Here is a 26,989-nt window from a genome sequence, read left to right on the forward strand (position 1 = left end):
TGTTTACCGGGTGCGGTATCTAGCTATCGGTGAGGCGCTGTGTAGATAATCCGCCCACAGCGCTGGCACCACTGAACCTTTCGGGGCAGGCACGCAAACTGCGTTTCAGATCACTCCCGAGGTGAAGATGAATTCCTGGATACCCCCATCCATCCGTCACCTCAAAGGCGACCGGTTTTTGATCGGGCTGTCGTTGTGTCTGACATTGAGCCTGAGCACCATCCTCCTGTTGCTCTGGTTGCCCGATCCGACTTCGATCCACCGTTATGCCGAACTGGCACTGATCGTCGAAACCCTGTTACTCGGCGTTCTCGGCGTTTCTACGCGGATACGTCAGAAACATTCCGGGGCCCGGTTCGAGGAACTGACCGCACAGAAAAACCAGATCAGCTTCTTGAACGCGCGCATCACCAACCTGATCAATGCCGCGACCCAGGTGGCCGTCATCACCACCGATCCGCAAGGGCGGATACAGGTGTTCAGCGAGGGCGCCCAGGCATTGTTCGGCTTCAGCCGCGAAGAAATGCTGGGGCGCAACAACGTCGAGATGCTCCATGTGCAGGAAGAGATCGATGCACGCCGTCTTGCCTGCGCCGACCCGGCGCTCCAGTCACTGACCGATAAACAACTGATCGGCCAGCTCTCCACCGATGACAACGGATCGAGCAAAGCCACGGAGTGGAGTTATCGGCGCAAGGACGGCAGCCGGTTCACCGGCGAGCTGCGCCATGCCCGGTTCACCGACACCCATAGCGGTCAGGTCGAGCACATCAGCGTGATCATCGATGTCAGCGAACGCATCGAGCTGCTCAACCGGATCAAAGAAAGCAAAGCCCTGTTGACGTTACTGACCCAACGCATTCCAAACGTGCTCTACCAGTACCACCTGCAGGGGCCTGGCGACGGTTTCTTTTCGTTTTGCAGCCGCAGCGTCGAAGACGTTTTCGAGCTCAAGGCCGAAGCGGTGGTCGGTGTCAATTTCGCCGGTAATCCACTGTTCCAGCGACTGCATCCCGAGGACCTGCCAATGATCCGGGCAGTCACCGCAAAGTCGATGGAAACCGCCGAAGGCTGGATGTGCGATTTTCGCGTGATACTGCCGGTCAAGGGCGTGCGCTGGCTGCGCGGCGAATCCTACGCCGAGCGCCAGCCGGACCAGAGCTGCGTCTGGTATGGCTCGTTCAGTGACATCACCGAGCTTAAGGACCGCGAGGAAAAACTGCGTACCCAGGCCATTACCGACGAGTTGACCGGTATCTACAACCGTCGTCATTTCATGAGTACTCTGGAGCACCTGGTGGACACCGGCAAACGTTACGCCGCCGGCTTTTCATTGATCATGCTCGACCTCGATCACTTCAAGTCCATCAATGACCGATGTGGCCATGATGTGGGTGACGCGGTGTTGAAGGAAACCTGCGCACGGATCCGCCAACGCTTGCGCACCAGCGACGTGTTTTGCCGGATCGGTGGAGAAGAACTGGCCATCCTTTGCCCGTTCACTTCAGAGGAGAATGCCGCACAGTTGGCCAACGTGTTGTGCCAGTCCCTGGCCAGCCATGACATAGCCATCGCCGGGCGCGTCACCGCCAGTTTCGGTGTCGCCACCTGGAACACGGATATCGCCGCCGAAGAGCTGCTGCGCCGTGCCGACCAGGCCAGTTATAGCGCCAAACAGGCTGGCCGCAATCGAGTGGTCAGCGCGTGAAGCCGTGGGTATGACCAACGGCTAGCACTCATCACGGGATCAAGCCTGCTTACGGAACACAAACACCAGGCCGACGATGATCAGCCCCATGCCAAGCAGGCTCAACACCGCCAGCCGATTGCCGAAAAACAGGTAATCCATCACCGCCGTCACTGCCGGCACCAGGTAGAACAGGCTGGTGACATTCACCAGATTGCCCCGGGCGATCAGTCGATACAGCAGCAGCGTCGCCAGCACCGACACCACCAACCCCATCCACAACACCGGCACGATGAACCCTGTGCTGTGTTCGATGTGAAACGGCTGGAATGGTACGAAAATCCCGCAGAGCAGCAACCCCGCCAGGTACTGCACCGGTAGTGTGCCCAGGGGATTGTCAGTGATGCGCTTCTGCATGATCGAACCGAACGTCATGCTCGCCAGCGCCAACAGGCCGAAGAGCATTCCGGCCAACGACACGCCAGCCAACCCGATGCCCTGATAAACCACCATGATCAACCCGGCCAAGCCCAGCGCCAGACCGAACAGCCGGCTCCAGGAACGCTGACGTTCCATCAGCACCACGGTGAGAATCGGTTGAACGCCCATGATGGTTGCCATCATCCCCGGCGTGACCTTCAGGTCGAGGGCCAGCAGATAGAAAATCTGATAAGCCCCCAGCAACACCACGCCCGTGGCCATCGCATACAACATCGGCTTGCCGCCCTTGGGCAGTTTCAGCTTGAGCAACGGCACCAGCAGCACCAACCCGCACAGAGCGATGGCGAAGCGAACCAGCAAAAAGGCAAAGGGTGACGCGTGGGCCAGGCCCCATTTGGAGAAGATCGCCCCGCTGCTCCACAGCAGAACGAACAGGCACGTGGACGCCGCCGCAAGCGCGGACTTTTTCGAAAGGACAAACATGAATACCACCTGTAGTCAGGCAAAAAGCCAACTCAGCCGAAGCTGAAATTCAGTAGTTTTTTCAGGCGGGCAAAGGGGGGAGCAGCGGAAAAAGCTGATCAGCCCAAGAAGCCAACGCCCGGCGGTGATACGACGGCGCACACCGGCGTGCTACTGACAGGTGGGGGGTAATGACTGATCTGCGCAGGCTGCTGATTCCCGCACGGCACGACGCCAGCGTTGACCGCTGAATCGACTACCGCGTTGATGAGGGAAGCAGGCATGGGCTGATCTTTCTTGATGGGTGAAACGGTGGCTCAGGAAACCACCGAGCGCCGACTATAACCAGCGCGTGACATCGATTGCAATGACTAAGCGTCTGGCACGATCCCTGTGGGAGCGGGCTTGCTCGCGAAAGCGGTGTGTCAGTCGACATCAATATTGACTGTGCCGCCGTCTTCGCGAGCAAGCCCGCTCCCACAGGTTCCGCGCCTTGACTGAGCAGCATTACTTCCGAGGAACTGATTTTGTTCCGGGGTCGGCCTCAACCAAACAGCCAATACCCCAACAACGTCAACACCACCACCGCCAGCACCGGACGCAGGACGCGGTAGGCCTTGGGGTTGCGACGCTTCCATTGTTTGATCACGCCGCTGAATTTGTCGCTGAATTTTTTGCTCCAGGCATAGGCCTGGTTGATCCCGCCAACGCGTTCATCATCAAGGTTCTGCGGTGCAGTGGCACGGCCCAGCAAGCCGCTGATCCAGCGGTTGATGCGGGTCATGAGGCGGTTGCTCAAGGGGCGTTCGATGTCGCAGAACAGGATGACCCGGGTTCGCTCGGTTTCGTTCTTGACCCAGTGCACGTAGGTTTCATCGAACATCACGTCTTCACCATCACGCCAGGCGTAGACCTGACCGTCGACAAAGATGCGGCAATCGTCGGAGTTCGGCGTCGACAGCCCCAAGTGATAACGCAGGGAGCCGGCAAACGGGTCGCGATGCGGGTTGAGGTGACTGCCGCCGGGCAGCAGCGCAAACATGGCGCCTTTGACATTCGGAATACCGCTGACCAACGCCACGGTTTTCGGGCACAAGGTTTCGGCCGACGGCAGCGGTTTGTCGTACCACTTGAGGTAGAAACGCTTCCAGCCCTTTTTGAAGAACGAACCGAAACCGGCGTCGTTGTTCTTTTCGGCGGCGCGAATGTAGCCCTCGTCGAACAGGTGCATGGCTTCGTCGCGGATAACTTCCCAGTTGTCCCTGAGCACGTCCAGTTCCGGGAACTTGCTGCGGTCCAGATAGGGTTTGGACGGCACGCCAGAGAACAGGTACATCAAGGCGTTGTAAGGCGCGAACAGGGCCGAGTGGTTGACGAATTGACGCAGGACCGGCAAACGCGCCTTGCCGCGCAAGTGCACATAGAGCGTGCTGCCGAGGAACAGCAGCAACACTGACGCCTTCGCGACAAAGGAAAAGCTCATCTACGACTCCTTGAGAATAGGAAACTCCGCACAACGCCATTTACCCGACGTGGCAGTCGGCCATGATAAACACTCCCGGTCTCGGGAAACACCCGCATAGTTCAACATTCAACGTTAAGGATTACGCAATAAACACTTATTAACACAAGGTTCCTGAACGGGGGCTGACCTGCATCAACCCCCTCTCTCTCCAGATCAAAAACAAGATCAAAAGATCGCAGCCTTCGGCAGCTCCTACTGCTGATTTTCCTGGTCGGTAAACAGATCGCTGAATAGCATGCTCGACAGGTAGCGCTCGCCAGAGTCGGGCAGGATCACCACGATGGTCTTGCCTTGCATTTCCGGGGTTTCGGCCAGCCGCACAGCCACCGCCATGGCGGCGCCGCAAGAGATGCCGCTCAAAATCCCTTCTTCCTGCATCAGGCGCAGGGCCATCGCCTTGGACTCGTCGTCGCTGACCAACTCGACCCGATCGACCATCGACAGGTCGAGGTTCTTCGGCACAAACCCAGCGCCGATGCCCTGGATCTTGTGAGGGCTCGGTTTGATCTCTTCCCCGGCGATCGCCTGGGTGATCACCGGAGACACCCGCGGCTCCACTGCCACCGAGAGAATCGGTTTGCCCTGGGTATTCTTGATATACCGCGAAACGCCGGTGATGGTTCCGCCCGTTCCGACACCCGCCACCAGTACGTCGACTGCGCCGTCGGTGTCGTTCCAGATTTCCGGACCGGTGGTTTTTTCATGGATGGCCGGGTTGGCCGGGTTTTCGAACTGCCCCGGCATGAAGTAGGTGGACGGGTCGCTGGCGAGGATTTCGGCGGCTTTCTCGATCGCGCCTTTCATGCCTTTGGCCGGCTCCGTCAGCACCAGTTCGGCGCCCAGGGCCTTGAGCACCTTGCGTCGTTCAATGCTCATGGATGCAGGCATGGTCAACATCAGCCGGTAACCACGGGCGGCGGCAACGAATGCCAGGCCAATACCGGTATTGCCCGAGGTCGGCTCGATGATGGTCATGCCTGGCTTGAGTTTACCGCTGCTTTCAGCCTCCCAGATCATGTTCGCGCCGATCCGGCACTTGACCGAATAACCGGGGTTGCGTCCTTCGATCTTGGCCAGAATGGTGACACCGCGCGGGGCGATACGGTTGATCTGCACCAACGGCGTATTGCCGATGGAGTGGGCGTTGTCAGCATAGATACGGCTCATGGCTGGGTCCTTATACCGCGTTGAATTAGCCCTCCACGGTATGCCTGTTACTCGTGGTCGTCCAGTCAGTCGAACGTCCGCCCACCACCGCAGTCAATCGCTTTACACCGCCAGAGATTTACCGCCATGAAGCGTCGATACAGCTGGCCCCTGGGGACCCTCGCCGGCTTCGTTTTGCTGCTGGTTGCCCTGCACATCGCCCTGCCCTACATAGTGCGCGATTACCTCAACGAGAGACTGGCGAACATGGGGGACTACCGCGGGCAGATTACCGACGTGGACCTGGCCCTGTGGCGCGGCGCCTACAAAATCAACGGACTGAAAATCGTCAAGGTCGACGGCAAGGTCCCGGTGCCTTTCGTCAACGCGCCATTGATCGACCTCTCCGTCAGCTGGCATTCGCTCTGGTACGACCATGCCGTGGTGGCCAAGGCGCAGTTCGACAAACTCGAGGTGAACTTCGTCGACGGCGGCGCCAACAAGAAAAACTCCCAGACTGGCCAGGGCACCGACTGGCGGGCACAGTTAGAAAAATTGCTGCCGATTACCCTGAACGAAGTGCGGATCAACGATGGCCGGGTCACCTTTCACAACTTCAATTCAAAACCGCCCGTGAACCTGAACGCTACTCAGGTGAATGCCAGCATTTACAACCTGACCAACGTAGTCGACACCAAAGGCAAACGCGATGCCCGTTTCGATGGCAAGGCGCTGTTACCGGGGAATGCACCGCTGGAAACAACGGCAACCTTCGATCCGCTGAGCAATTTCGAAGACTTCGAGTTCCGCCTGCGCGCCAGGGACCTTGAACTCAAACGCCTGAACGACTTCGCCGCGGCCTACGGCAAATTCGACTTCAATGCCGGCCATGGCGACGTGGTCATCGAGGCCAAAGCCGACAAGGGTCAACTCACCGGCTACATCAAGCCACTGTTGCGGGACGTCGAAGTGTTCAACTGGCAACAGGACGTGGAGAACAAAGAAAAAGGGATTTTTCGTTCCATCTGGGAAGCACTCGTCGGCGGCACCCAGAATGTGTTGAAGAACCAGGCGAAAAACCAGTTCGCCACTCGAGTCGAACTCAGGGGCAACGTGCATCAGCAAAATATCAGCGCGTTCGAGGCTTTTTTACAGATTTTACGCAACGGCTTCATCCAGGCGTTCAATGCCCAGTACGAACGCTCCAAGCCGGATTCCGGTTAAGATTTGCGTGTGACGGTGTAACGACCGGTTTCTTCCGCCGCCCGCGCCGGGCTCAATTGTTGCTGCAAAAAGTCCCAACCCAGACACGCCAGCGCCAACGACCGCGGCACGGCTTCACGACCGCTGCTATAGCGACTGATGCTACGAGCACTCACACCCAACGCTTCGGCCGCCTGATTCAGCGGCAACCCAGTGCGAGCACGCCAATCGATGAAAATACGGGTGTTTTCATCTACCGCATTTTGCGCAAGGGCATCCAGATACAGCGTGTTTGCGCCAATCTGGATATCCAGTTCAGGCCACTCCACGCTCCAGCCATCGTCACCCAAGGCTGCTCCTTCAAAAGCACGGCCCTCCAGCAATGGCTGCAGCCCCGAATATGAACGCAGGTCGCGACTTAAATCGAGGCTCAGCTGCTGCCCATCAATAAAAGTCAGCGCCAGCCTGTATTCCGGCAATGCCAGCACGGCCGACAATCGTGGTCGTTTCATGGGTAACATCGTTTCCAATCCTCCAGCAATTGCACCTGATGGGCCCTGACCCACTCCAGCGCTTCCTTGATAATCAGCGGCGGCGCCTTGCCCATCATCACTTCGACGGTTTCCGGGCTGAGCATAACGTCCAGCCCGCCACCGGTCAGGTGGACATGGGGCGGCGGATGATCCTTCTCGCGCAACTGAATACGGTACTCATCGCGAAATCGATATTTAGTAGACATGTCTCGCAAGCTATCGCCAGAATGGCGATACCTCAATACTGGCCAGCAGCCGAGACTGAGTCAAGATGTGACGCCCCATTCAGAGACTGAATGACCCGTCTGCGTTCACAGTCGACCGGGCAGCGCGTTATAGTCGGACATTACAACTATTGCGCCCCGCCCTGCCCCGTTCAGGTCGGCGTTACCGTTCGAGGATTAGCAGATGAAGTTCGAAGGCACCCAGGCCTACGTCGCCACCGATGACCTGAAGCTGGCGGTCAACGCCGCCATCACCCTGGAACGGCCACTGCTGGTCAAGGGCGAGCCAGGCACCGGCAAGACCATGCTCGCCGAGCAACTGGCCGAGTCCTTCGGCGCCAAGTTGATCACCTGGCACATCAAGTCCACCACCAAGGCGCATCAAGGCCTGTACGAGTACGACGCGGTCAGCCGCCTACGGGACTCGCAGCTGGGCGTGGACAAGGTTCACGACGTGCGCAACTACTTGAAAAAGGGCAAGCTCTGGGAGGCTTTCGAGTCCGAAGAGCGGGTGATTCTGCTGATCGACGAAATCGACAAGGCCGACATCGAGTTCCCCAACGACTTGCTGCAAGAACTCGACAAGATGGAGTTCTACGTTTACGAGATCGACGAGACGATCAAGGCCAAAAAACGTCCGATCATCATCATTACCTCCAACAACGAGAAAGAGCTGCCGGACGCCTTCCTGCGCCGCTGCTTCTTCCACTACATCGCCTTCCCGGATCGCATCACGATGCAGAAGATCGTCGACGTGCACTACCCGGACATCAAGAAAGACCTGGTCAGCGAAGCGCTGGATGTGTTCTTCGACGTGCGCAAGGTGCCGGGCCTGAAGAAAAAGCCCTCGACCTCCGAACTGGTGGACTGGTTGAAACTGCTGATGGCCGACAACATCGGCGAAGCAGTGCTGCGCGAACGCGATCCGACCAAGGCCATTCCACCGCTGGCAGGCGCCCTGGTGAAGAACGAACAGGACGTACAATTGCTCGAGCGCCTGGCGTTCATGAGCCGTCGCGGCACTCGTTGATCCCTCTTTTCACAAAGTCGTAGGCGATCGCCATGCTGCTCAACCTGTTCAATGAAATGCGTGCTGCCAAGGTGCCGGTTTCGGTGCGTGAGCTGCTAGACCTGATCAACGCCCTGAAACAGCGCGTGACCTTCGCCGACATGGACGAGTTCTATTACTTGTCACGGGCGATTCTGGTGAAGGACGAACGGCATTTCGACAAGTTCGACCGGGCGTTCGCTGCCTACTTCAATGGCCTGGAAAAACTCGACGATCACCTTCAGGCGTTGATCCCCGAAGACTGGCTGCGCAAGGAGTTCGAACGCTCCCTGACCGATGAGGAGCGGGCCGCGATCCAGTCCCTCGGCGGCCTGGACAAGCTGATCGAAGAGTTCAAGAAACGCCTGGAAGAACAGAAGGAACGCCATGCCGGCGGCAACAAATGGATCGGCACCGGCGGCACCAGCCCGTTCGGTTCCGGTGGTTTCAACCCGGAAGGCATTCGGGTCGGCGATGCTGGCAAGCGTCAGGGCAAGGCAGTGAAAGTCTGGGATCAGCGCGAGTACAAGAACCTCGACGATTCGGTCGAACTGGGCACGCGCAACATCAAGGTCGCCCTGCGTCGCCTGCGTAAATTCGCCCGTCAGGGTGCGGCGGAAGAACTGGACATCGACGGCACCATCGACCACACCGCTCGCGATGCCGGGTTGCTGAACATCCAGATGCGTCCGGAGCGGCGCAACACCGTCAAGTTGTTGCTGCTGTTCGACATCGGCGGTTCGATGGACGCCCACGTGAAGATCTGCGAAGAACTGTTCTCGGCCTGCAAGACCGAGTTCAAACACCTGGAGTACTTCTACTTCCACAACTTCATTTATGAATCGGTGTGGAAGAACAACATGCGCCGCACCTCCGAGCGCACCGCCACCCAGGACCTGCTGCACAAGTACGGCGCCGACTACAAAGTAATCTTCATCGGTGACGCCGCCATGGCGCCCTATGAAATCACTCAGGCCGGCGGCAGCGTCGAGCACTGGAACGAAGAAGCCGGTTATGTGTGGATGCAGCGCTTCAAGGAAAAGTACAAGAAGCTCATCTGGATCAACCCGTACCCGAAAGACACCTGGGGCTATACCTCGTCGACCAGCATCGTGAGGGATTTGATTGATGACCAGATGTTCCCGCTGACGTTGCGGGGGTTGGAGGAAGGGATGCGTTTTTTGTCCAAGTAATCTCTGTTGTCTGGACTGACGCCATCGCGGGCAAGCCCGCTCCCACAAGGATTAGCGTTGTTCACACATTTTGTGAACACCCTCCACCCTATGGGAGCGGGCTTGCCCGCGATGCTTTAACGGCCTAAAAACCGGCGCAAATACTCGACCTGTTCCCGATGCGCGACATCCTGCACCACCGGTCGCAACCGCACCTTCGCCCCCGGCAAACACTGCGCCAATCGCGCCAACGCCAACGGTGTCAACGCTCCCAGCCGCGGATACCCGCCAATGGTCTGCCGATCATTGAGCAACACAATCGGCTGCCCATCCGGTGGTACCTGCACCGCCCCCAGCGGGATGCCTTCGGAAATCATCGGTTTGCCCTGGTACTCCAGCGCCATTCCCAGCAAGCGAATCCCCATGCGATCGGCACGGCTGTCGAGGGTCCAGGCGCTGTTGAACGCGTCAAACAGACTCTGCCCGCTGAATTCACCGATCTGTGCACCGAGCACCAGGTCCAGCGGTGCCGCGAGACTCAGGTCCGGTCGCAGGTCCCCCGGCAACTCCCGCAGCAGCATCACCGAGTTGCCCGAATAGCTCAACGACTGCCCCTTGGCCAACGGACGGCCCATGCCATCAAGACCGCCGAGTTCCTCGCGCACCACCGTCGCCCGGCTGCCCAGCACCTTGGGCGCATCGAATCCGCCCGGCGCCGCCAGATAGGCCCGCGCCCCGAGTAACGGCTGAGTGAATTGCAGTCGCTGGCCTTTGTGCAGCCTGAAACTGCGCCACGGCGCCAACACCTCGCCATCGATTTGCGCCCCCAGATCCGCTCCGCCCAGTGCCAGCACGCAATCCTCTTCGGCCATCAAGCTGAAACCACCGAGGGTAATCTCGATGACCGATGCATCCAGCCCATTACCCACCAGCCAATTGGCCCACGACATCGATCGCCAATCCAGCGCGCCGCCCTGGGTCACGCCCAGATGCCGCACGCCAAATCGCCCGGCATCCTGCAACAGGCACAACGGCGTACTTGCCTCAATCGTCAGTTGGCTCATGCCAGGGCCTCCATCGGCGTATCGTCACCGCCCAGGTTGATGAACTCGGCATGGCTGACCGCTTCGAAGCGCACGGTGTCGCCCGGTTGCATCAGGCTATAGCCGTCGCGCTCGCGGTCGAACAGTCTGGCCGGGGTGCGGCCGATCAGGTTCCAGCCGCCAGGGGACACCACCGGATAAGCCGCCGTCTGGCGTTCGGCGATGCCGACACTGCCGGCAGCCACTTTTTTACGTGGAGTACTCAGACGCGGTGCAGCCAATACCTCTTCCACCAACCCCATGAAGGCGAACCCCGGCGCGAAACCCAACGCGAACACCTGATACTCGCGTTCGCTGTGGCAACGAATCACCTCTTCCACCGTTAACCCGCTGCGCTGAGATAGCAAAGTCAGTTCCGGGCCGACGCTCAGGTCATACCAGACCGGCAGCACATGGCATTTACCCCTGGCCCGAGCGTTGGGCGACAGATCGATCAAGGCGTTAGTGATCAATTCCCGCGCCTGGCCCGGATTCAGTGCCATCAGATCGTAATGCACCATCAACGTCGTGTAGGACGGCACCAGATCGATCAAATGGCGGGCGAACGCTTCTCGCAGACGCTCGCTGGCCGCGAGCATCCACGGCATATTGGCCTCGCTGATGTCATCGAACAGGCGCACCATCAGGCAATCCAGCGCCACCACTTCTACCCGTGGCTTCATGATGCGCTCTGCTGATTCAAGGCTTCGCGAATGCGTCGCACGGCGGCCACCGAACTGGCGTTGTCGCCGTGTACGCACAAGGTATTGGCTTGCAGGTGCAAGGCACTGCCGTCGCTGGCCGTGAGGTTGTCACCGCGGGCAATGATCAGCGCCTGTTCGATGATTTTCTCTGGATCGTGATGCACGGCTCCCGGCAGTTGCCGCGAGACCAGCATGCCTGCGCTGTCGTAAGCGCGATCGGCGAAAGCTTCAAACCACAACGTCACGCCATATTCATCGCCCAGTTGCTGCGCGGCACTGTTGTCGCGGGTCGCCATCAGCATCAATGGCAGCGTCCGGTCGTAGGCCGCCACGCCCTGAATCACCGCGCGCAATTGCGCCGGGTTGGCCATCATGTCGTTGTACATCGCGCCGTGGGGTTTGACGTAACTCACCCGCCCGCCCTGAGCCCGGCAAATGCCGTCGAGGGCACCGATCTGGTAATGCAACAGGTCCTGCAATTCCTGGGCGGTGTAAGCCATGGATCGACGACCGAACCCCACCAGATCCTGATAGGCCGGGTGCGCGCCAATCTGCACGCCATGGCTCAGGGCCAGGCTGACGGTCTTGTGCATGATGCTCGGGTCGCCGGCGTGGAAGCCGCAAGCGATGTTGGCGCAGTCGATGAAGGGCATGACCTCGGCGTCCAGACCCATGGTCCAGTTGCCGAAACTCTCGCCGATGTCGCAGTTCAATAGCAGGCGGTTCACGGTGAACGCTCCTGTAGGCTTTTATCTTTTTAACTGAAGGACTTATGCCCCACAGATTATCAGTTACCGGATATCCGGTTTTTGAGCATCAAGTTGTTTGCCGCGGGTTTCCGGCAGACTCAACGCCGCCAGGATCACCACCCCGTAGGACACCGCCGCGAAGGCCCCGATTCCCACGCTCAGCGGCACCTTCTGGCTGAGCAAGCCGATCAGCAACGGAAACAACGCCGCCAGTGCCCGACCGATGTTGTAGCAAAAACCCTGGCCCGAACCGCGAATCCGCGTTGGAAACAGCTCGGTCAAAAACGCGCCCATGCCGCTGAAGATCCCCGAAGCAAAGAAGCCCAAAGGAAAGCCGAGCCAGAGCATCACACCGTTGCTGACCGGTAATTGGGTGTACAGCAGAACAATGGTGAACGAGCCAACGGCAAACAGAATGAAGTTCTTTTTACGACCGAGGATGTCAGTCAAATACGCGCTGATCACGTATCCAATGTAGGACCCGATGATCACCATGGCCAGATAACCGCCCGTGCCGAGTACGCTCAAGCCCCGTTCATTCTTCAGAAAAGTCGGCAACCAGGAGGTGATCGCGTAATAACCGCCGAGGGCACCGGTGGTCAGGATCGACGCGCGAATCGTGGTGAAAAGGATGCCAGGGGCGAAAATCTCATAGAACTTGGCGGGGTTGCCTGGCTCCTGTTTGGCTTTGGCTTCGCGGTAGATTTCCGGGTCCTTGACCAGGCGGCGGACGAAGATCACGAAAATCGCAGGGACGATGCCGAGAAGGAACAGTGCCCGCCAGGCGTCTTCCGGCGGCAAGACCGAAAACAGCAGCGCATACAGAATCGCTGTCAGCCCCCACCCCAACGCCCAACCCGACTGCACCATGCCGACGACTTTGCCACGGTCCTTGGCACGGATCACTTCGCCGATCAGCACCGCGCCGGCCGTCCATTCGCCACCGAAACCGAAGCCCATCAGGGTGCGTGCGATCAGCAGTTGTTCGTAGTTCTGGGCGAAGCCGCAAAGAAAGGTGAAGAACGCAAACCACAGCACCGTCAGTTGCAGGGTGCGCACCCGGCCGATGCGGTCGGAGAGAATTCCCGCCACCCAACCACCGATGGCCGAGGCGATCAGGGTGCTGGTGTGAATCAGCCCGGCCTCGCCGGTGGTGATGCCCCACATGGCAATCAGGGTCGGCACCACGAAGCTGAGCATCTGGGTGTCCATGCCGTCCAGGGCATAGCCGATCTTGCAGCTCCAGAACGTGCGACGTTCCTGCTTGTTGATGTTGTGGTACCAATCGAAGGGTCCCGGGCGAGTCGTAGCCTTAGGGGTATCGAGGGTGTCGGGCGCACTCATGGCAAAATCTCCGTGCATATTTTATTGGTATTGTTCTGAGCCCCGACGACGCCTATCGTGGGAACCGGATGGCCTGATTTTTGGACGCCTTGCCCTGCTACGTCCAACTAATAAAACCCCGCCCTAGACATAAGAAAACCTTATCCGACGGGCTGAGTCCCACGAGCAGACCCCATGAACCTGAAGTTTCTCGAGACCTTTGTCTGGGTCGCCCGACTCAAGAGTTTTCGCCTGACGGCAGACAAGCTCTTCACCACCCAGGCGTCGATTTCCAGCCGTATCGCCGTGCTCGAAGGCGAGCTGGGGGTGAAGCTGTTTCTGCGCGATTCTCGCGGCGTGAGCCTGACCCCCGAAGGCTTGAAAGTGCTCGAATATGCCGAGCAGATGATGGACACGATGCAGGCGCTCAAGCAGTCGATCGAGACGCGATCGAGCAAGGTCGGGCGGGTCCGGATCGGCGTCATGGACACCGTGATCCACACCTGGCTCAGCCCGTTGGTGGCGCAGATGATGGATCACTACCCGCTGGTGGAAATCGAGCTGGTGGCCGATACCGCGCTCAACCTCTGCGATCAGCTGCAAAAAGGCTTTCTCGATCTGATCCTGCAAACCGACCTGCTGCGTCAGGAAAGCGTGCGCAGCCTGGAGCTGGCCAGTCATCCGATGGGCTGGATCGTGGCCAGCAATTCCATCTACAACCGCGAGTATTCAGGTGTCGCCGACCTGGCGCGGGAGCGGATCATCACCTATTCGAAAAACTCCCGTCCGCACCAGGACATCTTGAGCCTGATGCAGGCCAACGGGGTCATGGCGCCACGCCTCAATTGCGTAAATTCAGTGTCGGCGATTACCCGTTTGCTGCGGGACGGTTTCGGCATTGGCGCGCTGCCACCGGTGCTGGTGGCCGAGGAACTGGCGCGGGGGGAACTGACCTTGCTGGCCATCGATCAGCGGCCACCGAATTTGCAGGTGGTGGTGTCGTGGCGGGTAGGTGTGGAGTGGGTCGAAGAAATCGTGGCGTTGTGTCAGCAAGTCGTGGAGCACTACGCGCAGAAAGTGGGCGAGCACTACATCGTCTTGAGCAAACCACAGGCCAGAATCTGAAGGAATTTTTTCAAAGTGTAAATATGAACCACTATCATTTGCATTAATTTTTCAAGGAGGTATCCTCTGCGCGCTTTCAGCTAATCAATTGTCCAGAAGGAGTCGGACCTGATGCGCGGCTACACGCAAAAACAGCAGCAATTGCTCGCTCACTGGAGCGAAGCGCTTGGCACTCAGGCTTTCCAGTCCCACCGCATCACGCTCGATCATTTGAGCAATGCGCTGGAGCCCGCCGCCCAGCGCTGTTTCCAACGCCTGATCCAGGCGCTGTTTCGTGAAGATCTGATCAACCCCGACGCCTGCGAATACGACGACACCAACCGTTGCTGGCTGCCACTTGGCGATGGCGTGCATCTTTGCTTCGAGCACTTGTCCGGCGCAAGAATGAACAGCTGGGACGTACGCGGCAGCATCGTCCTGCACACCCCCGACAAACTGCCCCATAAAATCCAGTTACCCAGCGAACTGCTCGCTCACCTCAGCACTCAGCTCAACCCGCCAGCCTCCCCGCAGGTACTGGAACGTCTGGCCCGGGAGCTGGATGACAGCTTCAGCAACGACACCCTGTGCCTGGCGTTTCACCATGGATGGACCGAGCGCCTGAGAGAGCAAATCGACACCGAGTACGACGACAATCTGCTCGCGTGGCTCAAAACCGGCCCCAATCACCAGAACCCGACGTCATTGCTCGAACAATGGGGCACGCTTGGCCATCCGTGGCACCCGAACTACAAGACCAAACTGGGCTTGAGCGCTGCTCAGGTCATCGCGTTCTCGCCAGAATTCGAAGCGAGTTTTCCGATTGTCCTGTGCGCCCTGCACCGCCAGTACGCACACGTCGAAGCGCTGGCTGGCACCACCGATTACTGGGACTGGTGGCAAGGTCACTTCCCACAGGCCGCCGAGCAACTGCAACGTCATCTGCAGCAGCTGGGTCTGGAAGTCACGGACTACCTCCCGCTTCCGTCGCACCCATGGCAAGCCCATGAAGAGCTGCCACATTCGTTCGCCAACGAGATCGCCGACAACCTGCTGATCGTCACTGACATCGTGGCTTTTACCGGCCACCCGACCATGTCCTTCCGCACGGTCCTGCCGGAAGCCAGCCGCACGGCACCGATGGTCAAACTGCCGGTGGCTCTGCGACTGACCAGCGTGCAGCGCACCGTGTCGCCGCGCTCCGCCCGGATGGGTCCGCGCATCAGCCAGCTGGTATTGGATATTCTCGATCAGGAGCCGCAGATTCAGCGTCTGCTGAACATCGTTCCAGAGCGCATCGGCGTGCACTACGCACCGCTGCCGACCGATGACGAGCGCTCCCGGCATGCTGCCGTACTGTATCGCGACAACCCGCTTACCCTCCTGCAAGAAGGCGAGTTGGCGGTGCCGGTCGGCAGCCTGTTCGCCGTCAACGAATTCGACCAACCGTTGCTGCGTGATTGGGTAAGACTGGCTCAGGGCAGTGACGACAGCGAGGCCATGCTGAGGTTCTTCGATGATTACCTGTCGATTGCCGTACCGAGTCTGCTGGGCATTTACTTGATGTATGGCGTGGCGTTCGAAGCGCATCAGCAAAACAGTTTCATGGTGATGGGTGCTGACGGGCAGTTGAATCGGTTGCTATTGCGTGATTTTGGCGACGTTCGTATCGATCGCAAAACCCTGCACGCCAAGGGCCTGGATATCCAGTTGCACGATCCGAAAATGACCCTGTATGACGATTCCGGCTTTGTCCGCGACAAACTCCTGCACACCACCTTCATGTGCCACCTCGGTGAGCTGACGCTGCTCTGTGCCCGCCACTGGAATGTGTCGGACAGTATCCTGTGGGACCGATTGGCATCACACGTTGCACAGTGCTTCGAGACCTTGCGCGAGCGTGTTGAACCGGCACGTTGGGAAAGCGAGCACCAGGCCTTGCTGGAACAGGATTGGCCCGCCAAATCGTTCATGCGCATGCGCTTGCTCGACAGTCATGCCGACATCGTCGGACGCCTGAGCAACCCGCTGCGACCCAACACCCATGCTCGCTGACGGTCGCGCCTTGCGACTGCTGATCGTCATCCAGTTTGTCTCCATGGGCGCAATGGAAATGAGCGGCCCGTTCTGGCCCTTGCAGATCCAGCATCTGCTCGGGCCGGAGGGCGCCAGCTACACCGCGCTGTTATCGGCGATGGTCTATGCCGGTCCGATGCTGGCGGCCATGCTCCTGACGCCCATGTGGGGCCGGTTGGGCGATCGCACCGGACACAAACCGATGATTGTTCGGGCGTTGCTGGCACTCGCACTGTGCCAAGGGTTGGCGGCAATCACCCTCGACCCGTGGCTGCTGGTGGGTATTCGCGTGATGCAAGGCGCATTGGCCGGCTTTCTCGCTGCCGCGCAAGCCTATGCCTTGGCCTGCTGCGACAGTTCCAGGCGTGGTCACACCCTGGCCCGCCTGCAATCGGCCACCGCCGTCGGCTCGTTGATCGGCCCGGCGCTGGGTGGCTGGCTGATGGACGTCTCGGGGTTTGCCTTGCTGTGTTATGGCGCGACGGTGATTTGCCTGCTGTGCGCACTGGGAAGTTTTTTCCTGCCGGCCGACAAGGCGCGAACCTCGAAGAAAAAACCTGTCGAGCCGGTTGCTCTGCCCAAAGGCTGGCTCGGTGGAATCCTGTTGGTGATCGTGTTGATTCAGGCCGCGAAGATGATGCCGCAGTCGTTCTACGCCCTATACGTCGCGAACATTCTGCATGCCCCAAGCTGGCTGATCGGTGCCACCTACGCGGCGAGCGCCGCGACCCTGGCCATTTCCGCACCGCTGTGGGGCCGCCTGTTCGACCGCTGGCAGCCGGCCTACACCTTGCGCGTCATCGAAGGCGTGGCCTGGCTGTGCGCCCTGACACTGGCGGCCACGGCATTGACCAACGAATGGCTGGGGTTTCTCGTCAGCCGACTCGTCTGGGGCCTCTGGCAAGGCGCCCTGCTGCCCGTCGCCTATGCCCTGATCGCCAACACCATTTCCATCACCCAGCAGGGCTTCGCGCTGGGCCTGGGCAACAGCGCGGCAAAAGCTGGTGCTCTGCTCGGTGTCGTCCTTGGCGGGATCGGCATGGGCCTGGTCGGCCTGGCTCACAGTTTCTGGCTGGTGGCGCTGACCTACGCCCTGGCCGCCATCGGGATCCGCTGGGTGCGGTCGTTCAACACCGCGCCTGACCGTTCGACCTTATCGCCCCACACTTATCACAACTAAAAAAGACCACGTCATGACCCGAACCAAACTCTCCCTGCTGATCCCGCTGCTCGGTACCTTCAGCGCCCAGACCTGGGCCGAGGATATCGAGCAGCAGCCCGGCACCTTGAACATGCAAGCCACCGTCGTCTCCGCCACTCGCAGCGAGGCGAGCATCGCCTCGATTCCGGGCTCGGTCCAGGTCATCGACGAACAGCAGATCCGTGAGCAGAGCGGCGCGGGTCGCCGGGTCTCCGACATCCTCGGGCAATTGGTCCCCGGCATTGCACCGTCCAGCGGCGGGATGAGCAACTTCGGCCAGACCCTGCGCGGGCGCAACATGCTGGTGTTGATCGACGGCGTCTCGCAGAACGCCACGCGCGATAACTACCGCCAGCTCAACAGCATCGCCCCGGCCAGCATCGAACGCATCGAAGTAATCTCCGGCGCCAGCAGTATCTACGGTGCCGGTGCTTCAGGCGGCATCATCAACATCATCACCAAGCGCAATCAGGGCCAGGACATTGCCTACAGCAGCAAACTGGGCCTGACCAGCGGCAATAACCTCAACCGCAAAGGCTTCGCCTACGAAGCCTTTCAGAGTGCGACCGGGCGCAAGGATGCCTTGGACTGGTATGTGTCCGCCGACCTGACCCAGCGTAACGATCAGTACGATGGCAACGGCAACCGCATCCCTCAGGACACCTCCCAGGGCAGCAACATGGATACCGAAACCTATGACCTGCAAGGTCGTTTCGGTTACGAACTGGATGCCGACAAAAAACTCAGCCTGTCGCTGCAGGACTACAAGGACCAGCAGGACACTGGCTACACCAAAGACCCGAAAAACCTGCAGCAAGCCGTGGCAGTCAAAGGGCTGCAACTCGACGACCAACCCTATACCCATAACCAGGCGGCCAACCTCAACTACACCGACAAGGACTTCTACGGTCAGGGCCTGCAACTGGAAAGCTACTGGCGCCGCGCCGATGCGCTGTTCTTTCCGGACCTGTCGCGAGGCAGGGCCGGGATCTCCGACAACAACAGCGTGCAGGATGTCTACGGTCTGCGCGCGGCCATCGACACGCCGCTGCCGGCGATCGGGAGTGCCACGGGTAATCTGGTCTGGGGCGCCGACTATGATAATGAGCGCTCCCGCCAACGGGGTGATCAATACACGCTCAATGGCCTGAACTACACCAAGACCGGCACCACTTACGAGCTGGGCCCGGACATCGAAACCACCACCAAGTCGCTGTTCGGGCAGATGTCCTGGGACATCGGTGACTGGACCTTGCGTGGCGGTGTACGCCGTGAATGGATCGAAAGCGACGTCTCCGACAGCATCGCTTATGGGCAGATCGTCCAGACCGGCATACGCGCAACGCTGCCCGGCGACACTCTGAAATACGATGCCACGCTGTACAACCTGGGGGCGGTCTACCACCTGAGTGAAAACCAGGACCTCTTCGCCAATTACAGCCAGGGGTTTTCGCTACCGGATATCCAGCGCTTCATGCGTGACGTCAGCAGCACCTTCGACATCCAGAGTCTCAACGCCCAGGCCATCAAGGTCGACAGTTACGAGCTGGGCTGGCGCGGTAACTGGGATCAGTGGCAGGCCGACGTCACCGTGTACGAAAACACCTCGGACGTGACCCAGTTCTACGATGCCAATGATCGCGTATTGCGCCTGATCAACCAGAAAGAGCGGGTTCGCGGTATCGAAAACAGCCTGACCTACCGCGCGACCGATCGCTGGTCGGTGGGTGGCACTTATGCCTGGGCCAAAGGCGAGACCGAGCAGAACGGCAAATGGATCGATCTGCCGGCTACGCGCATCTCACCGGCCAAGACCACACTGTTCGTCGGCTACACCGAAGACGACTACACCTTGCGCCTGCAAGGCATGCATTTGTCCAGTTACGACGCTGCCGCCAAGGACAACAACGGACGCGAGATCGAAGGCTATACGCTGGTGGATCTGCTTGGCTCGGTGCAACTGCCGGTCGGTCGTCTTGAGGGCGGCGTGTACAACCTGACCAACCGCACCTACCAGAACCTGTTCACCCAGGCCAACGCCAGAGCGCCGTACGCCAACGCCGAAGGTCGTACGTTGAGCATGAGCTACTCGGTCGACTGGTAAAAACAGGAGCCGGCTTGCCAGCGACGAGATCTGCCAGGCATACCGTGTCGCGGCAATCGCCGACAAGCCGGCTGTAGGAGCTGCCGAAGGCTGCGTCTTTTGATTTTTTTCTTACAAACCGCGCAAGTCCCGCTCTTCGATCGGCCGGCTCTGGCGCAGACGCTTGCCGCCCAGCACCACCCAGTCGATCAACCGGAACAGGCATTCAATACCGAACGACAGCAGCAACGCGCCGCTCATGCCCCAGATCATCGCTTCCGGCGTCAGCAGGATCTGGTAGCTGTAGCCGTTCCAGGTTTCCTTGCGAATATCCGGGTCGGCGGCCAGAGCTACCTGCAGGATTCGGATATACCACGGGCCTTGCATGGCCTGGAATTGCTTGTCGAGGGCCAGTTGACGGGTGAGCAAGGTGCTCAGGCTGTCGGCATCGCTGCGAAAGATCGGGTCTTCGCTGGCACGGTAATGGGCCACGAGCGCCTGCATATCCCCCTTGAAAAACTGATTGGCAGTGCCCTGAAAACCGCTCAAACCGGTCTGCGCCTCAATCAGATGCGCCTCGACTCGCTTGGCATAGTCACTGATGAACCCAGGCACCTGGACACCAATCAACAGGCCTGCCGCAAACAACACCAGCCGTAGATAACTGAGCAACATGAGGGAGAATCCTTATTCGGTCTTGCCCTGACTGACGCATTCACCGCGCCGCCAGAGGCTCCATTGGCCCGGTTCGTAGCGGGTCCAGGTTTCGTTTTCGGTCAAAGGTTCGGTGGCGATCACCGTGACCACGTCGTTGGGCGTGGTTTCGGCCTGGAAGTCGACGATCACATCGACATCCTTCAAGCGCGCCGGGCCGAACGGTGCACGGCGGGTAATCTGCGCCAATTTGGTCGAGCAGTAGCAGAACAGCCAGTCGCCGTCGCTGAGCAGGCAATTGAACACGCCTTTGTTGCGGTACTCGGCGCAGGCGGCCACCAGCTCCGGCAACAGTTCTTCGATCTCCACCGGCTCAGGGAACGCAGCGCGTACCCGGTTGAGCAAATCGCAGAAGGCCGCTTCGCTGTCGGTATCGCCAACGGGGCGGTAGAAACTGGCGGTCGGGTTGAAGTCGGCCAACTGGCCGTTGTGGGCGAAACACCAGTTACGCCCCCACAACTCACGCACGAACGGGTGGGTGTTGGACAGGCAGACCTTGCCGACGTTGGCCTGGCGGATGTGCCCGATCACCACTTCGCTCTTGATCGGATAGCGTTGCACCAGGTTCGCCACTTCCGACTCGCTGCTCGCCGCCGGGTCCTGGAACAGCCGCAGGCCACGACCTTCATAGAAAGCGATGCCCCAGCCGTCACGGTGCGGCCCGGTGCGACCGCCACGTTGCATCAGCCCGGTGAAACTGAACACGATATCGGTCGGGACATTGGCGCTCATGCCCAATAGCTCACACATGCTCGGACTCTCGACTCAATACAGGGGCACGGTTATAGACGCGGTTCGACCCGCAAACGCTGAGGGTTGCTTGGCACCGGTGGCCGGCCGTAACGATCATCGCCAGCACCGCCGAACGGTTGATCGTTTTCAGGTTCGTCGGCACGCGCCGCAACCTTCGCGGCAGCCGCCCGTTCCTTGCGAGCGTTGGAGGCGCGCTCGATGGGAAAACGGATCGCCACGAATACCAGGTAAATGCCGAAGGCAATCATGGCGTACATGAACAGGTCGGAAATCGCCCGCCAGGCGTTGTTGCCGACCTTGAACAGCAGATCGAGGGCGGTGATGGCGATGGCCGGGGCAACCTTTTCCTTCACCGGGTCGATGATGGTCGGGCTGAACAGCAACACCGCCACCAGCAGCCGCAGCGGCTCACGCAGCCAACGCCACATCCAGCGGGTGATGCGCATCCACACCAACAGGCAGCCTAAAGCAGCAAAGGCGTAGAGGCCCCAAGCGATCAGATAGTCGTTCTCGGTCATGGTGTCCATGGCAAGGCAGGCAAAGAGGCGCTTATAGTAACGACTTTTCGCACGTCAGGCTTGTCCCAATACCAGTTGAGCAAGACTCAGAGCCTGTGGGAGCGAGCTTATGTGGCGAGGGGACTTTTGTGGTGAGCGAGCTTTTGTGGCGAGGGAGCTTGCTCCCGTTGGGCTGCGAAGCGGCCCCAAAAAAGGAACTGCTGCGCAGTTCAGCGGGAGCAAGCTCCCTCGCCACAGAATAGCCCCCTCACCATAAGCCCGCCCCCACAGGTTGCGAAGCCCCTATTTCATACATTGTTCGAGAGCCATTCATGCCCTTATCCGCCAACGTCACCTGCGCCCCGATTGCCCACAAGGCCGACGGTTCTGACCCGTATGCCTGGCTGCAGGAGCGCGACACCGGCGCGGTGCTCGATTATCTGAAAGCTGAAAACAGCTATCAAGAGGCGCAAACCGCCGATCAGGCCGGGCTGCGTGAAACCCTGTTCGAAGAGATCAAGGGGCGGATTCTCGAAACCGATCTGTCGCTCCCCTCGCCGTGGGGCCCGTATCTGTATTACACCCGCACCACCGCAGGCGATGAATACGCCCGCCACTACCGCTGCCCGCGTCCGACCGACGGCAGCCTGCATATCGACGAAAGCCAGGAGCTATTGCTGCTTGATCCTAACGTGCTGGCCAAGGGCGGTTTCTTTTCCCTGGGCGCGTTCAGCATCAGCCCGGACCACCAGCGTCTGGCCTACAGCATCGATTCCAGTGGCGAGGAGATCTACACGCTGTTCGTGAAGGAATTGTCCAACGGCCGCGTCAGCGAACTGGAATTCCAGGACTGCGATGGCAGCATGACCTGGGCCAACGACAGCCTGACGCTGTTTTTCGGCGAACTCGACGAGACCCATCGCCCGCACAAACTGTTCCGCTATCGGCTGGACGGCACCGCGGCCGAAGAAGTGTTCCATGAGCCCGACGGCCGATTTTTCCTGCACTGCTACCGCTCCAGCTCCGAACGGCAATTGTTGCTGTCGCTGGGCAGCAAGACCACCAGCGAAGTCTGGGCACTCGACGCCTCGCTGCCGCATCAGGCCTTTACTTGCCTGGCGCCGAGGGTCGAAGAACATGAGTACGATGTCGACCACGGCAAACTCGATGGCGAGTGGACGTGGCTGATCCGCACCAACCGTGACGGTATCAACTTCGCCCTGTACCAGGCCGTCGATACCGGTGTCGCGCCGACCGAAGCCGACTGGCAGAACCTGATTCCCCACAGCGACACGGTGATGATCGACGGCATGAGCCTGAACGCCGAGGCCATGACCCTGAGCCTGCGTGAAGGTGGCCTGCCGATCATCGAAGTCCACCCACAGGACTTGGTACCGTATCGCGTGCAATTGCCGGACGCGGCCTACAGTCTGCATGTGCAAAACAGCCTGGAATTTGTCAGCGACAGGATCCGTCTGCGCTACGAAGCACTGAACCGTCCGGCGCAGATCCGCCAACTGACTCTGACCTCCGGCGAGCAGAAAGTCCTCAAGGAAACCCCGGTACTCGGCCCGTTCGACGCCGATGCTTACGTCAGCCAGCGGCTTTGGGCGACGGCACCGGACGGTACGCAAGTGCCGATCAGCCTTGTAGTCAAACGCGAATTCCTAGGTAAGCCGACGCCGCTTTATCTGTACGGCTATGGCGCCTATGGCGAAAGCCTCGACCCATGGTTCTCCCATGCCCGCCTGAGTCTGCTGGATCGCGGCATGGCGTTTGCCATCGCTCACGTACGCGGTGGCGGCGAGCTGGGTGAAGCCTGGTATCGCGCCGGCAAGCAGGAACACAAGCACAACACCTTCAGCGACTTCATCGCCTGCGCCGAACACCTGATCACCCACGGTTTCACCACCTCATCGCAGCTGGTGATCAGCGGTGGCAGCGCCGGTGGTTTGCTGATTGGCGCGGTGCTTAACCAACGGCCAGAGCTGTTTGGCGCGGCGATTGCGGAAGTGCCGTTCGTCGACGTGCTCAACACCATGCTCGACCCGGAGCTGCCGCTGACCGTCACCGAATACGACGAGTGGGGCAACCCGCAAGAGTCGGACGTCTATGAGCGGATCAAGGCCTACGCCCCGTACGAAAACGTCACCGCGCAAGCGTATCCGGCGACGCTGGTGATCGCCGGCTATAACGACAGCCGCGTGCAGTACTGGGAAGCGGCCAAGTGGGTGGCAAAATTGCGGGCGACCAAAACCGACACCCATCCCCTGCTGCTCAAGACTGAACTGGGCGCCGGGCATGGCGGGATGAGCGGTCGTTATCAGGGATTACGTGACGTAGCCCTCGAATACGCATTTGTTTTGAAGGTTTTGGGCATTGCCTGAGGAACTTGGCCCGGTGTCCTGGTCTTAACACCAGACACCGGGACCCGAGACAATACACATCCCCTGTGGGGGCGGGCTTGCCCGCTCCCACAGGGGATGATGGGTGACTGAAGGCCCGGAACAGACACAGACACAAAAAAAGACCGTGACGACATGTCAGAACCGACCTTACTGAACAAAGAAATTCGCGACTGGCTGATGGACTGCGGCCTGTTCGATCAACTGCTGCCGGCAGACTTCGTGGCGGCTTCGGGCTACTTCAGCATCAGTACCATCGCCGAAGGCGAAGAGATTTTCCATGAGGGTGATGCCGGCAGTTTCATGTGCATCATCCACACTGGTCAGGTTGCGGTGCAGAAGACCAACAGCGACGGGCAACGGGTCACCATGGCCACCTTGCGCAGCGGTCGGGCGTTCGGCGAAATGGCCGTGCTCGATGGCGAACGGCGTTCGGCCAGTTGCGTGGCCGCGAGCAATTGCCAGTTGCTCAACCTGGGCAAGGACTCCCTGGAGAAGATGCTCAATGACGCGCCGAAAATCGCCGCCAAGATCATCCGCGCCCTCGCCGTCTCCCTCTCCAAACGCTTGCGCATGGCCGACGGGCAATTACTCTTGCAGCAAGTTTAACCGCCCGGCGTTTTGATTTTGGTCGTGCTCGGTTCAAGACCCGGCAAGGTCTGGTCCTTGGGCGGATTGGGCATTTCGATTGGCGGCAACAGCGGTGCCCCGCCACTGCCGGAACCGGCCTTGGGCACGCTGGTCGGGGTGATTTGCGGGTACGGCGTCGGGGTGGCGGTGCCGGGTGAACCGGGCATCGGCGTGGGGCTGGTCGGGATGGTTTGCAGCTCTTGGGCCTGCACTGCAGTTATCGAGAGCGCGGCCAGGGCAATGGCCGTTAGAATGGTGCGCTTCATCAATGGCTCCGTTGGCCTTGTTGTCCTTTTGCAGGCTACTCCCAACTGCGCGTGTTTGCCTTCCTCCGTAGTCAATTTCTCATCAAGAGAGCCCCATGAAACGTTTCGTTCTGCTCGACACCACCCCCATTCCTGAAAACGGCGGTGCCCTGTGCCTGTTCGAATACGGCGAGGACTTCGTTATCAAGATACAGGGCGGCGACGGCGGGCAGTTGATGAACACCCGCATGCACGGCTCTGAAGATGCCCTGGCCGAAATCCCCTGCCGCAAGGTCGCCGGCCGGCCGAATTCGCGGGTATTGATCGGTGGCCTGGGCATGGGCTTCACCCTCGCCTCGGCGCTCAAGCATTTGGGCAAGACCGCTGAAGTGGTGGTCGCCGAACTGGTGCCCGGCGTGGTGGAGTGGAATCGCGGGCCGCTGGGCGAGAAAGCCGGCAACCCGCTGCTCGACCCGCGCACGGTGATCCGCATGGAAGACGTGGCCAAGGTGCTGCAAGCCGAGCCGCAAGGTTTCGATGCGATCATGCTCGACGTCGACAACGGCCCCGAAGGTTTGACCCAGAAGGCCAACAGCTGGCTCTACTCCGCTGGCGGCCTGAGCGCGTGTGCCAAGGCCCTGCGGCCAAAAGGCGTGCTGGCGGTGTGGTCGGCCAGCGCCGACCGGCAGTTTTCCGACAAGCTGAAAAAGGCCGGTTTCAAGGCCGAGGAAGTGCAAGTCTTCGCCCACGGCAACAAGGGCACCCGCCACACCATCTGGATTGCCGAGAAGCTCAAGGGCTGAGCTAAACTCACGTCATAACCGTCATTAGTCTTTTTACAAAGGTGAACCCATGAGTTCGTCCACCCCAACCAACACATCGAAGCTGGACCGCATCCTCGCCGACAACCAGCGCGACAAGGAAATGGGTTACCGCGACAAGGCCCTGAAGATGTACCCGCACGTGTGCGGCCGCTGCGCCCGTGAGTTCTCCGGCAAACGCCTGAGCGAACTGACCGTGCACCACCGCGACCACAACCATGACAACAACCCTCAGGACGGTTCGAACTGGGAACTGTTGTGCCTGTATTGCCATGACAACGAACATTCGCGCTATACCGATCAGCAGTATTTTGGCGAGGGCTCGCTGAGTACGCCGAAGATTGCCAAGGCGACGCATAACCCGTTTGCGGCGTTGGCGGGGCTGATGAAAAAAGAAGACTGAAGATCTTCAGCGCCTGCGCCTGCGCCGGCCCCGTCGCGAGCAAGCCCGCTCCCACAGTGATTGGCGGTGAGCACCGATGTTGTGTACGCCGCAGCCCCCTGTGGGAGCGGGCTTGCCCGCGATAGCATTTGTCCGGACACCACCAATCTACAATCTGACCACCCTCCCCCAATCCCCGTATAATCGCCGTTTTTTCCCCGAAGGCACCCCGCTCGTGGCAGACAAACGGTACAGCTGCATTGGTTTGTATAACCCCAAATCACCGGAGAACGTCGGTTCGGTGATGCGCGCCGCCGGTTGTTATGGCGTGGCGTCAGTGTTCTACACCGGCAAGCGCTATGAGCGCGCCGCCGATTTCGTCACCGACACCAAGAAAGTCCACTACGACATTCCGCTGATCGGCATCGACGACCTGAAGAAAATCCTGCCGCTGGGCTGTGTACCAGTCGCCGTGGAACTGGTCGACGGCGCCCGCTCGCTGCCGGAATACACTCACCCGGATCGCGCCCTCTACATCTTCGGCCCCGAAGACGGCTCGCTGGATAAAGAGATCCGCGACTGGTGCGAAGACGTGGTCTACATCCCGACCACCGGCTGCATGAACCTGGCGGCCACCGTCAACGTTGTGCTGTACGACCGCATGGCCAAGGGCAACAACACCCGCTCGGGGCCGAAATTCCGTTGAATCGCCGCACATCCGATGGAACGAGCCGCCCGCCTCGGCAGTCAGCTTAATTATCTATTCTTGAAGCCTGGAG

The 26,989-nt window shown here is 59.8% G+C and carries 27 protein-coding genes; 13 read left to right on the top strand and 14 right to left on the bottom strand.

Features of this window, described 5'->3' with window-relative positions; translation table 11 throughout:
* Positions 1-127 precede the first annotated feature (127 nt).
* Complete coding sequence (locus LOY38_RS22220; protein ID WP_258697067.1) at positions 128-1,708, top strand: diguanylate cyclase; 1,581 nt, start codon at positions 128-130, stop codon at positions 1,706-1,708.
* Positions 1,709-1,747: 39 nt separating this feature from the next.
* Here the strand turns inward: LOY38_RS22220 and LOY38_RS22225 are convergent, their stop codons facing one another.
* The 4 genes from LOY38_RS22225 to cysK all read right to left on the bottom strand — a co-directional run bounded on the left by LOY38_RS22225 (position 1,748) and on the right by cysK (position 5,282).
* Positions 1,748-2,611, bottom strand: a complete 864-nt coding sequence (locus LOY38_RS22225; protein WP_258697068.1) for a DMT family transporter — start codon at positions 2,609-2,611, stop codon at positions 1,748-1,750.
* A gap of 98 nt (positions 2,612-2,709) precedes the next feature.
* Positions 2,710-2,874 carry a hypothetical protein gene (locus LOY38_RS22230; protein ID WP_258697069.1) on the bottom strand — a complete coding sequence of 55 codons (165 nt, stop codon included), beginning with the start codon at positions 2,872-2,874 and terminating at the stop codon, positions 2,710-2,712.
* 260 nt (positions 2,875-3,134) lie between these two features.
* Positions 3,135-4,073: an aspartyl/asparaginyl beta-hydroxylase domain-containing protein gene (locus LOY38_RS22235; RefSeq protein ID WP_258697070.1), complete on the bottom strand. Its 939-nt coding sequence runs from the start codon at positions 4,071-4,073 to the stop codon at positions 3,135-3,137.
* Between the two features lie 234 nt (positions 4,074-4,307).
* Complete coding sequence (gene cysK, locus LOY38_RS22240; RefSeq protein WP_258697071.1) at positions 4,308-5,282, bottom strand: cysteine synthase A; 975 nt, start codon at positions 5,280-5,282, stop codon at positions 4,308-4,310.
* 126 nt (positions 5,283-5,408) lie between these two features.
* On the opposite strand from cysK, the gene LOY38_RS22245 reads away from it, so the two are divergent.
* A complete protein-coding gene (locus tag LOY38_RS22245) occupies positions 5,409-6,485 on the top strand; it encodes a DUF748 domain-containing protein (protein ID WP_258697072.1) in 1,077 nt (358 codons plus the stop codon).
* Here LOY38_RS22245 and LOY38_RS22250 read toward each other — a convergent pair.
* A complete protein-coding gene (locus LOY38_RS22250) occupies positions 6,482-6,985 on the bottom strand; it encodes a DUF2442 domain-containing protein (RefSeq protein WP_258697073.1) in 504 nt (167 codons plus the stop codon). The genes LOY38_RS22245 and LOY38_RS22250 overlap by 4 nt on opposite strands.
* Complete coding sequence (locus LOY38_RS22255; RefSeq protein WP_258697074.1) at positions 6,973-7,203, bottom strand: DUF4160 domain-containing protein; 231 nt, start codon at positions 7,201-7,203, stop codon at positions 6,973-6,975. The genes LOY38_RS22250 and LOY38_RS22255 overlap by 13 nt, the downstream gene beginning before the upstream one ends.
* A 202-nt stretch (positions 7,204-7,405) precedes the next feature.
* Between LOY38_RS22255 and LOY38_RS22260 the strand changes: the two genes are divergently transcribed.
* Positions 7,406-8,251, top strand: coding sequence for a MoxR family ATPase (locus tag LOY38_RS22260; RefSeq protein ID WP_258697075.1), 846 nt, complete (start codon positions 7,406-7,408; stop codon positions 8,249-8,251).
* 32 nt (positions 8,252-8,283) lie between these two features.
* A complete protein-coding gene (locus LOY38_RS22265; RefSeq protein WP_258697076.1) occupies positions 8,284-9,462 on the top strand; it encodes a VWA domain-containing protein in 1,179 nt (392 codons plus the stop codon).
* A 116-nt stretch (positions 9,463-9,578) separates the two neighbouring features.
* Here LOY38_RS22265 and LOY38_RS22270 read toward each other — a convergent pair whose 3' ends face one another.
* From LOY38_RS22270 to LOY38_RS22285, 4 genes are all read right to left on the bottom strand, one after another.
* The gene (locus LOY38_RS22270; RefSeq protein ID WP_258697077.1) at positions 9,579-10,505 is read right to left on the bottom strand and encodes a biotin-dependent carboxyltransferase family protein; all 927 of its coding nucleotides are present in this window, start codon (positions 10,503-10,505) and stop codon (positions 9,579-9,581) included.
* Positions 10,502-11,206: a 5-oxoprolinase subunit PxpB gene (pxpB, locus tag LOY38_RS22275; protein ID WP_258697078.1), complete on the bottom strand. Its 705-nt coding sequence runs from the start codon at positions 11,204-11,206 to the stop codon at positions 10,502-10,504. The genes LOY38_RS22270 and pxpB overlap by 4 nt, the downstream gene beginning before the upstream one ends.
* Positions 11,203-11,955, bottom strand: a complete 753-nt coding sequence (locus tag LOY38_RS22280; protein WP_258697079.1) for a 5-oxoprolinase subunit PxpA — start codon at positions 11,953-11,955, stop codon at positions 11,203-11,205. The genes pxpB and LOY38_RS22280 overlap by 4 nt, the downstream gene beginning before the upstream one ends.
* A gap of 63 nt (positions 11,956-12,018) precedes the next feature.
* Positions 12,019-13,320, bottom strand: a complete 1,302-nt coding sequence (locus tag LOY38_RS22285; RefSeq protein ID WP_258697080.1) for an MFS transporter — start codon at positions 13,318-13,320, stop codon at positions 12,019-12,021.
* A 174-nt stretch (positions 13,321-13,494) separates the two neighbouring features.
* On the opposite strand from LOY38_RS22285, the gene LOY38_RS22290 reads away from it, so the two are divergent.
* The 4 genes from LOY38_RS22290 (at position 13,495) to LOY38_RS22305 (ending at position 19,784) form a co-directional block, all read left to right on the top strand.
* On the top strand, positions 13,495-14,424 hold the full coding sequence (locus tag LOY38_RS22290; RefSeq protein WP_258697081.1) for a LysR family transcriptional regulator: 930 nt from the start codon (positions 13,495-13,497) through the stop codon (positions 14,422-14,424).
* 111 nt (positions 14,425-14,535) lie between these two features.
* Positions 14,536-16,458: an IucA/IucC family siderophore biosynthesis protein gene (locus tag LOY38_RS22295; protein ID WP_258697082.1), complete on the top strand. Its 1,923-nt coding sequence runs from the start codon at positions 14,536-14,538 to the stop codon at positions 16,456-16,458.
* On the top strand, positions 16,448-17,659 hold the full coding sequence (locus tag LOY38_RS22300; RefSeq protein WP_258697083.1) for an MFS transporter: 1,212 nt from the start codon (positions 16,448-16,450) through the stop codon (positions 17,657-17,659). The genes LOY38_RS22295 and LOY38_RS22300 overlap by 11 nt, the downstream gene beginning before the upstream one ends.
* A 13-nt stretch (positions 17,660-17,672) precedes the next feature.
* Positions 17,673-19,784: a TonB-dependent receptor gene (locus tag LOY38_RS22305; RefSeq protein WP_258697084.1), complete on the top strand. Its 2,112-nt coding sequence runs from the start codon at positions 17,673-17,675 to the stop codon at positions 19,782-19,784.
* Positions 19,785-19,895: 111 nt separating this feature from the next.
* Here LOY38_RS22305 and LOY38_RS22310 read toward each other — a convergent pair whose 3' ends face one another.
* From LOY38_RS22310 to LOY38_RS22320, 3 genes are read right to left on the bottom strand one after another with little or no spacing between them, the layout of a single operon-like run.
* A complete protein-coding gene (locus LOY38_RS22310; RefSeq protein WP_258697085.1) occupies positions 19,896-20,438 on the bottom strand; it encodes a DUF2937 family protein in 543 nt (180 codons plus the stop codon).
* A gap of 12 nt (positions 20,439-20,450) precedes the next feature.
* A complete protein-coding gene (locus LOY38_RS22315) occupies positions 20,451-21,227 on the bottom strand; it encodes a class II glutamine amidotransferase (protein ID WP_258697086.1) in 777 nt (258 codons plus the stop codon).
* A gap of 32 nt (positions 21,228-21,259) precedes the next feature.
* Positions 21,260-21,757, bottom strand: a complete 498-nt coding sequence (locus LOY38_RS22320; protein WP_258697087.1) for an MFS transporter — start codon at positions 21,755-21,757, stop codon at positions 21,260-21,262.
* Between the two features lie 302 nt (positions 21,758-22,059).
* Between LOY38_RS22320 and LOY38_RS22325 the strand changes: the two genes are divergently transcribed.
* Positions 22,060-24,114: a S9 family peptidase gene (locus tag LOY38_RS22325; RefSeq protein ID WP_258697088.1), complete on the top strand. Its 2,055-nt coding sequence runs from the start codon at positions 22,060-22,062 to the stop codon at positions 24,112-24,114.
* A 153-nt stretch (positions 24,115-24,267) separates the two neighbouring features.
* A complete protein-coding gene (locus LOY38_RS22330; RefSeq protein ID WP_258697089.1) occupies positions 24,268-24,741 on the top strand; it encodes a cyclic nucleotide-binding domain-containing protein in 474 nt (157 codons plus the stop codon).
* On the opposite strand, the gene LOY38_RS22335 is transcribed toward LOY38_RS22330, so the two are convergent.
* Positions 24,738-25,028 (bottom strand): hypothetical protein, encoded by a 291-nt coding sequence (locus LOY38_RS22335; protein WP_258697090.1) that lies wholly within the window; start codon positions 25,026-25,028, stop codon positions 24,738-24,740. The genes LOY38_RS22330 and LOY38_RS22335 overlap by 4 nt on opposite strands.
* 95 nt (positions 25,029-25,123) lie before the next feature.
* On the opposite strand from LOY38_RS22335, the gene LOY38_RS22340 reads away from it, so the two are divergent.
* The 3 genes from LOY38_RS22340 (at position 25,124) to LOY38_RS22350 (ending at position 26,916) form a co-directional block, all read left to right on the top strand.
* On the top strand, positions 25,124-25,810 hold the full coding sequence (locus LOY38_RS22340; RefSeq protein ID WP_007898703.1) for a spermidine synthase: 687 nt from the start codon (positions 25,124-25,126) through the stop codon (positions 25,808-25,810).
* Between the two features lie 49 nt (positions 25,811-25,859).
* Positions 25,860-26,231 carry a YajD family HNH nuclease gene (locus LOY38_RS22345; protein WP_007944009.1) on the top strand — a complete coding sequence of 124 codons (372 nt, stop codon included), beginning with the start codon at positions 25,860-25,862 and terminating at the stop codon, positions 26,229-26,231.
* A 214-nt stretch (positions 26,232-26,445) separates the two neighbouring features.
* Positions 26,446-26,916 carry an RNA methyltransferase gene (locus LOY38_RS22350; RefSeq protein WP_007942196.1) on the top strand — a complete coding sequence of 157 codons (471 nt, stop codon included), beginning with the start codon at positions 26,446-26,448 and terminating at the stop codon, positions 26,914-26,916.
* Positions 26,917-26,989: the final 73 nt, after the last annotated feature.

Source organism: Pseudomonas sp. B21-015 (assembly GCF_024749285.1).
Lineage (GTDB): Bacteria > Pseudomonadota > Gammaproteobacteria > Pseudomonadales > Pseudomonadaceae > Aquipseudomonas.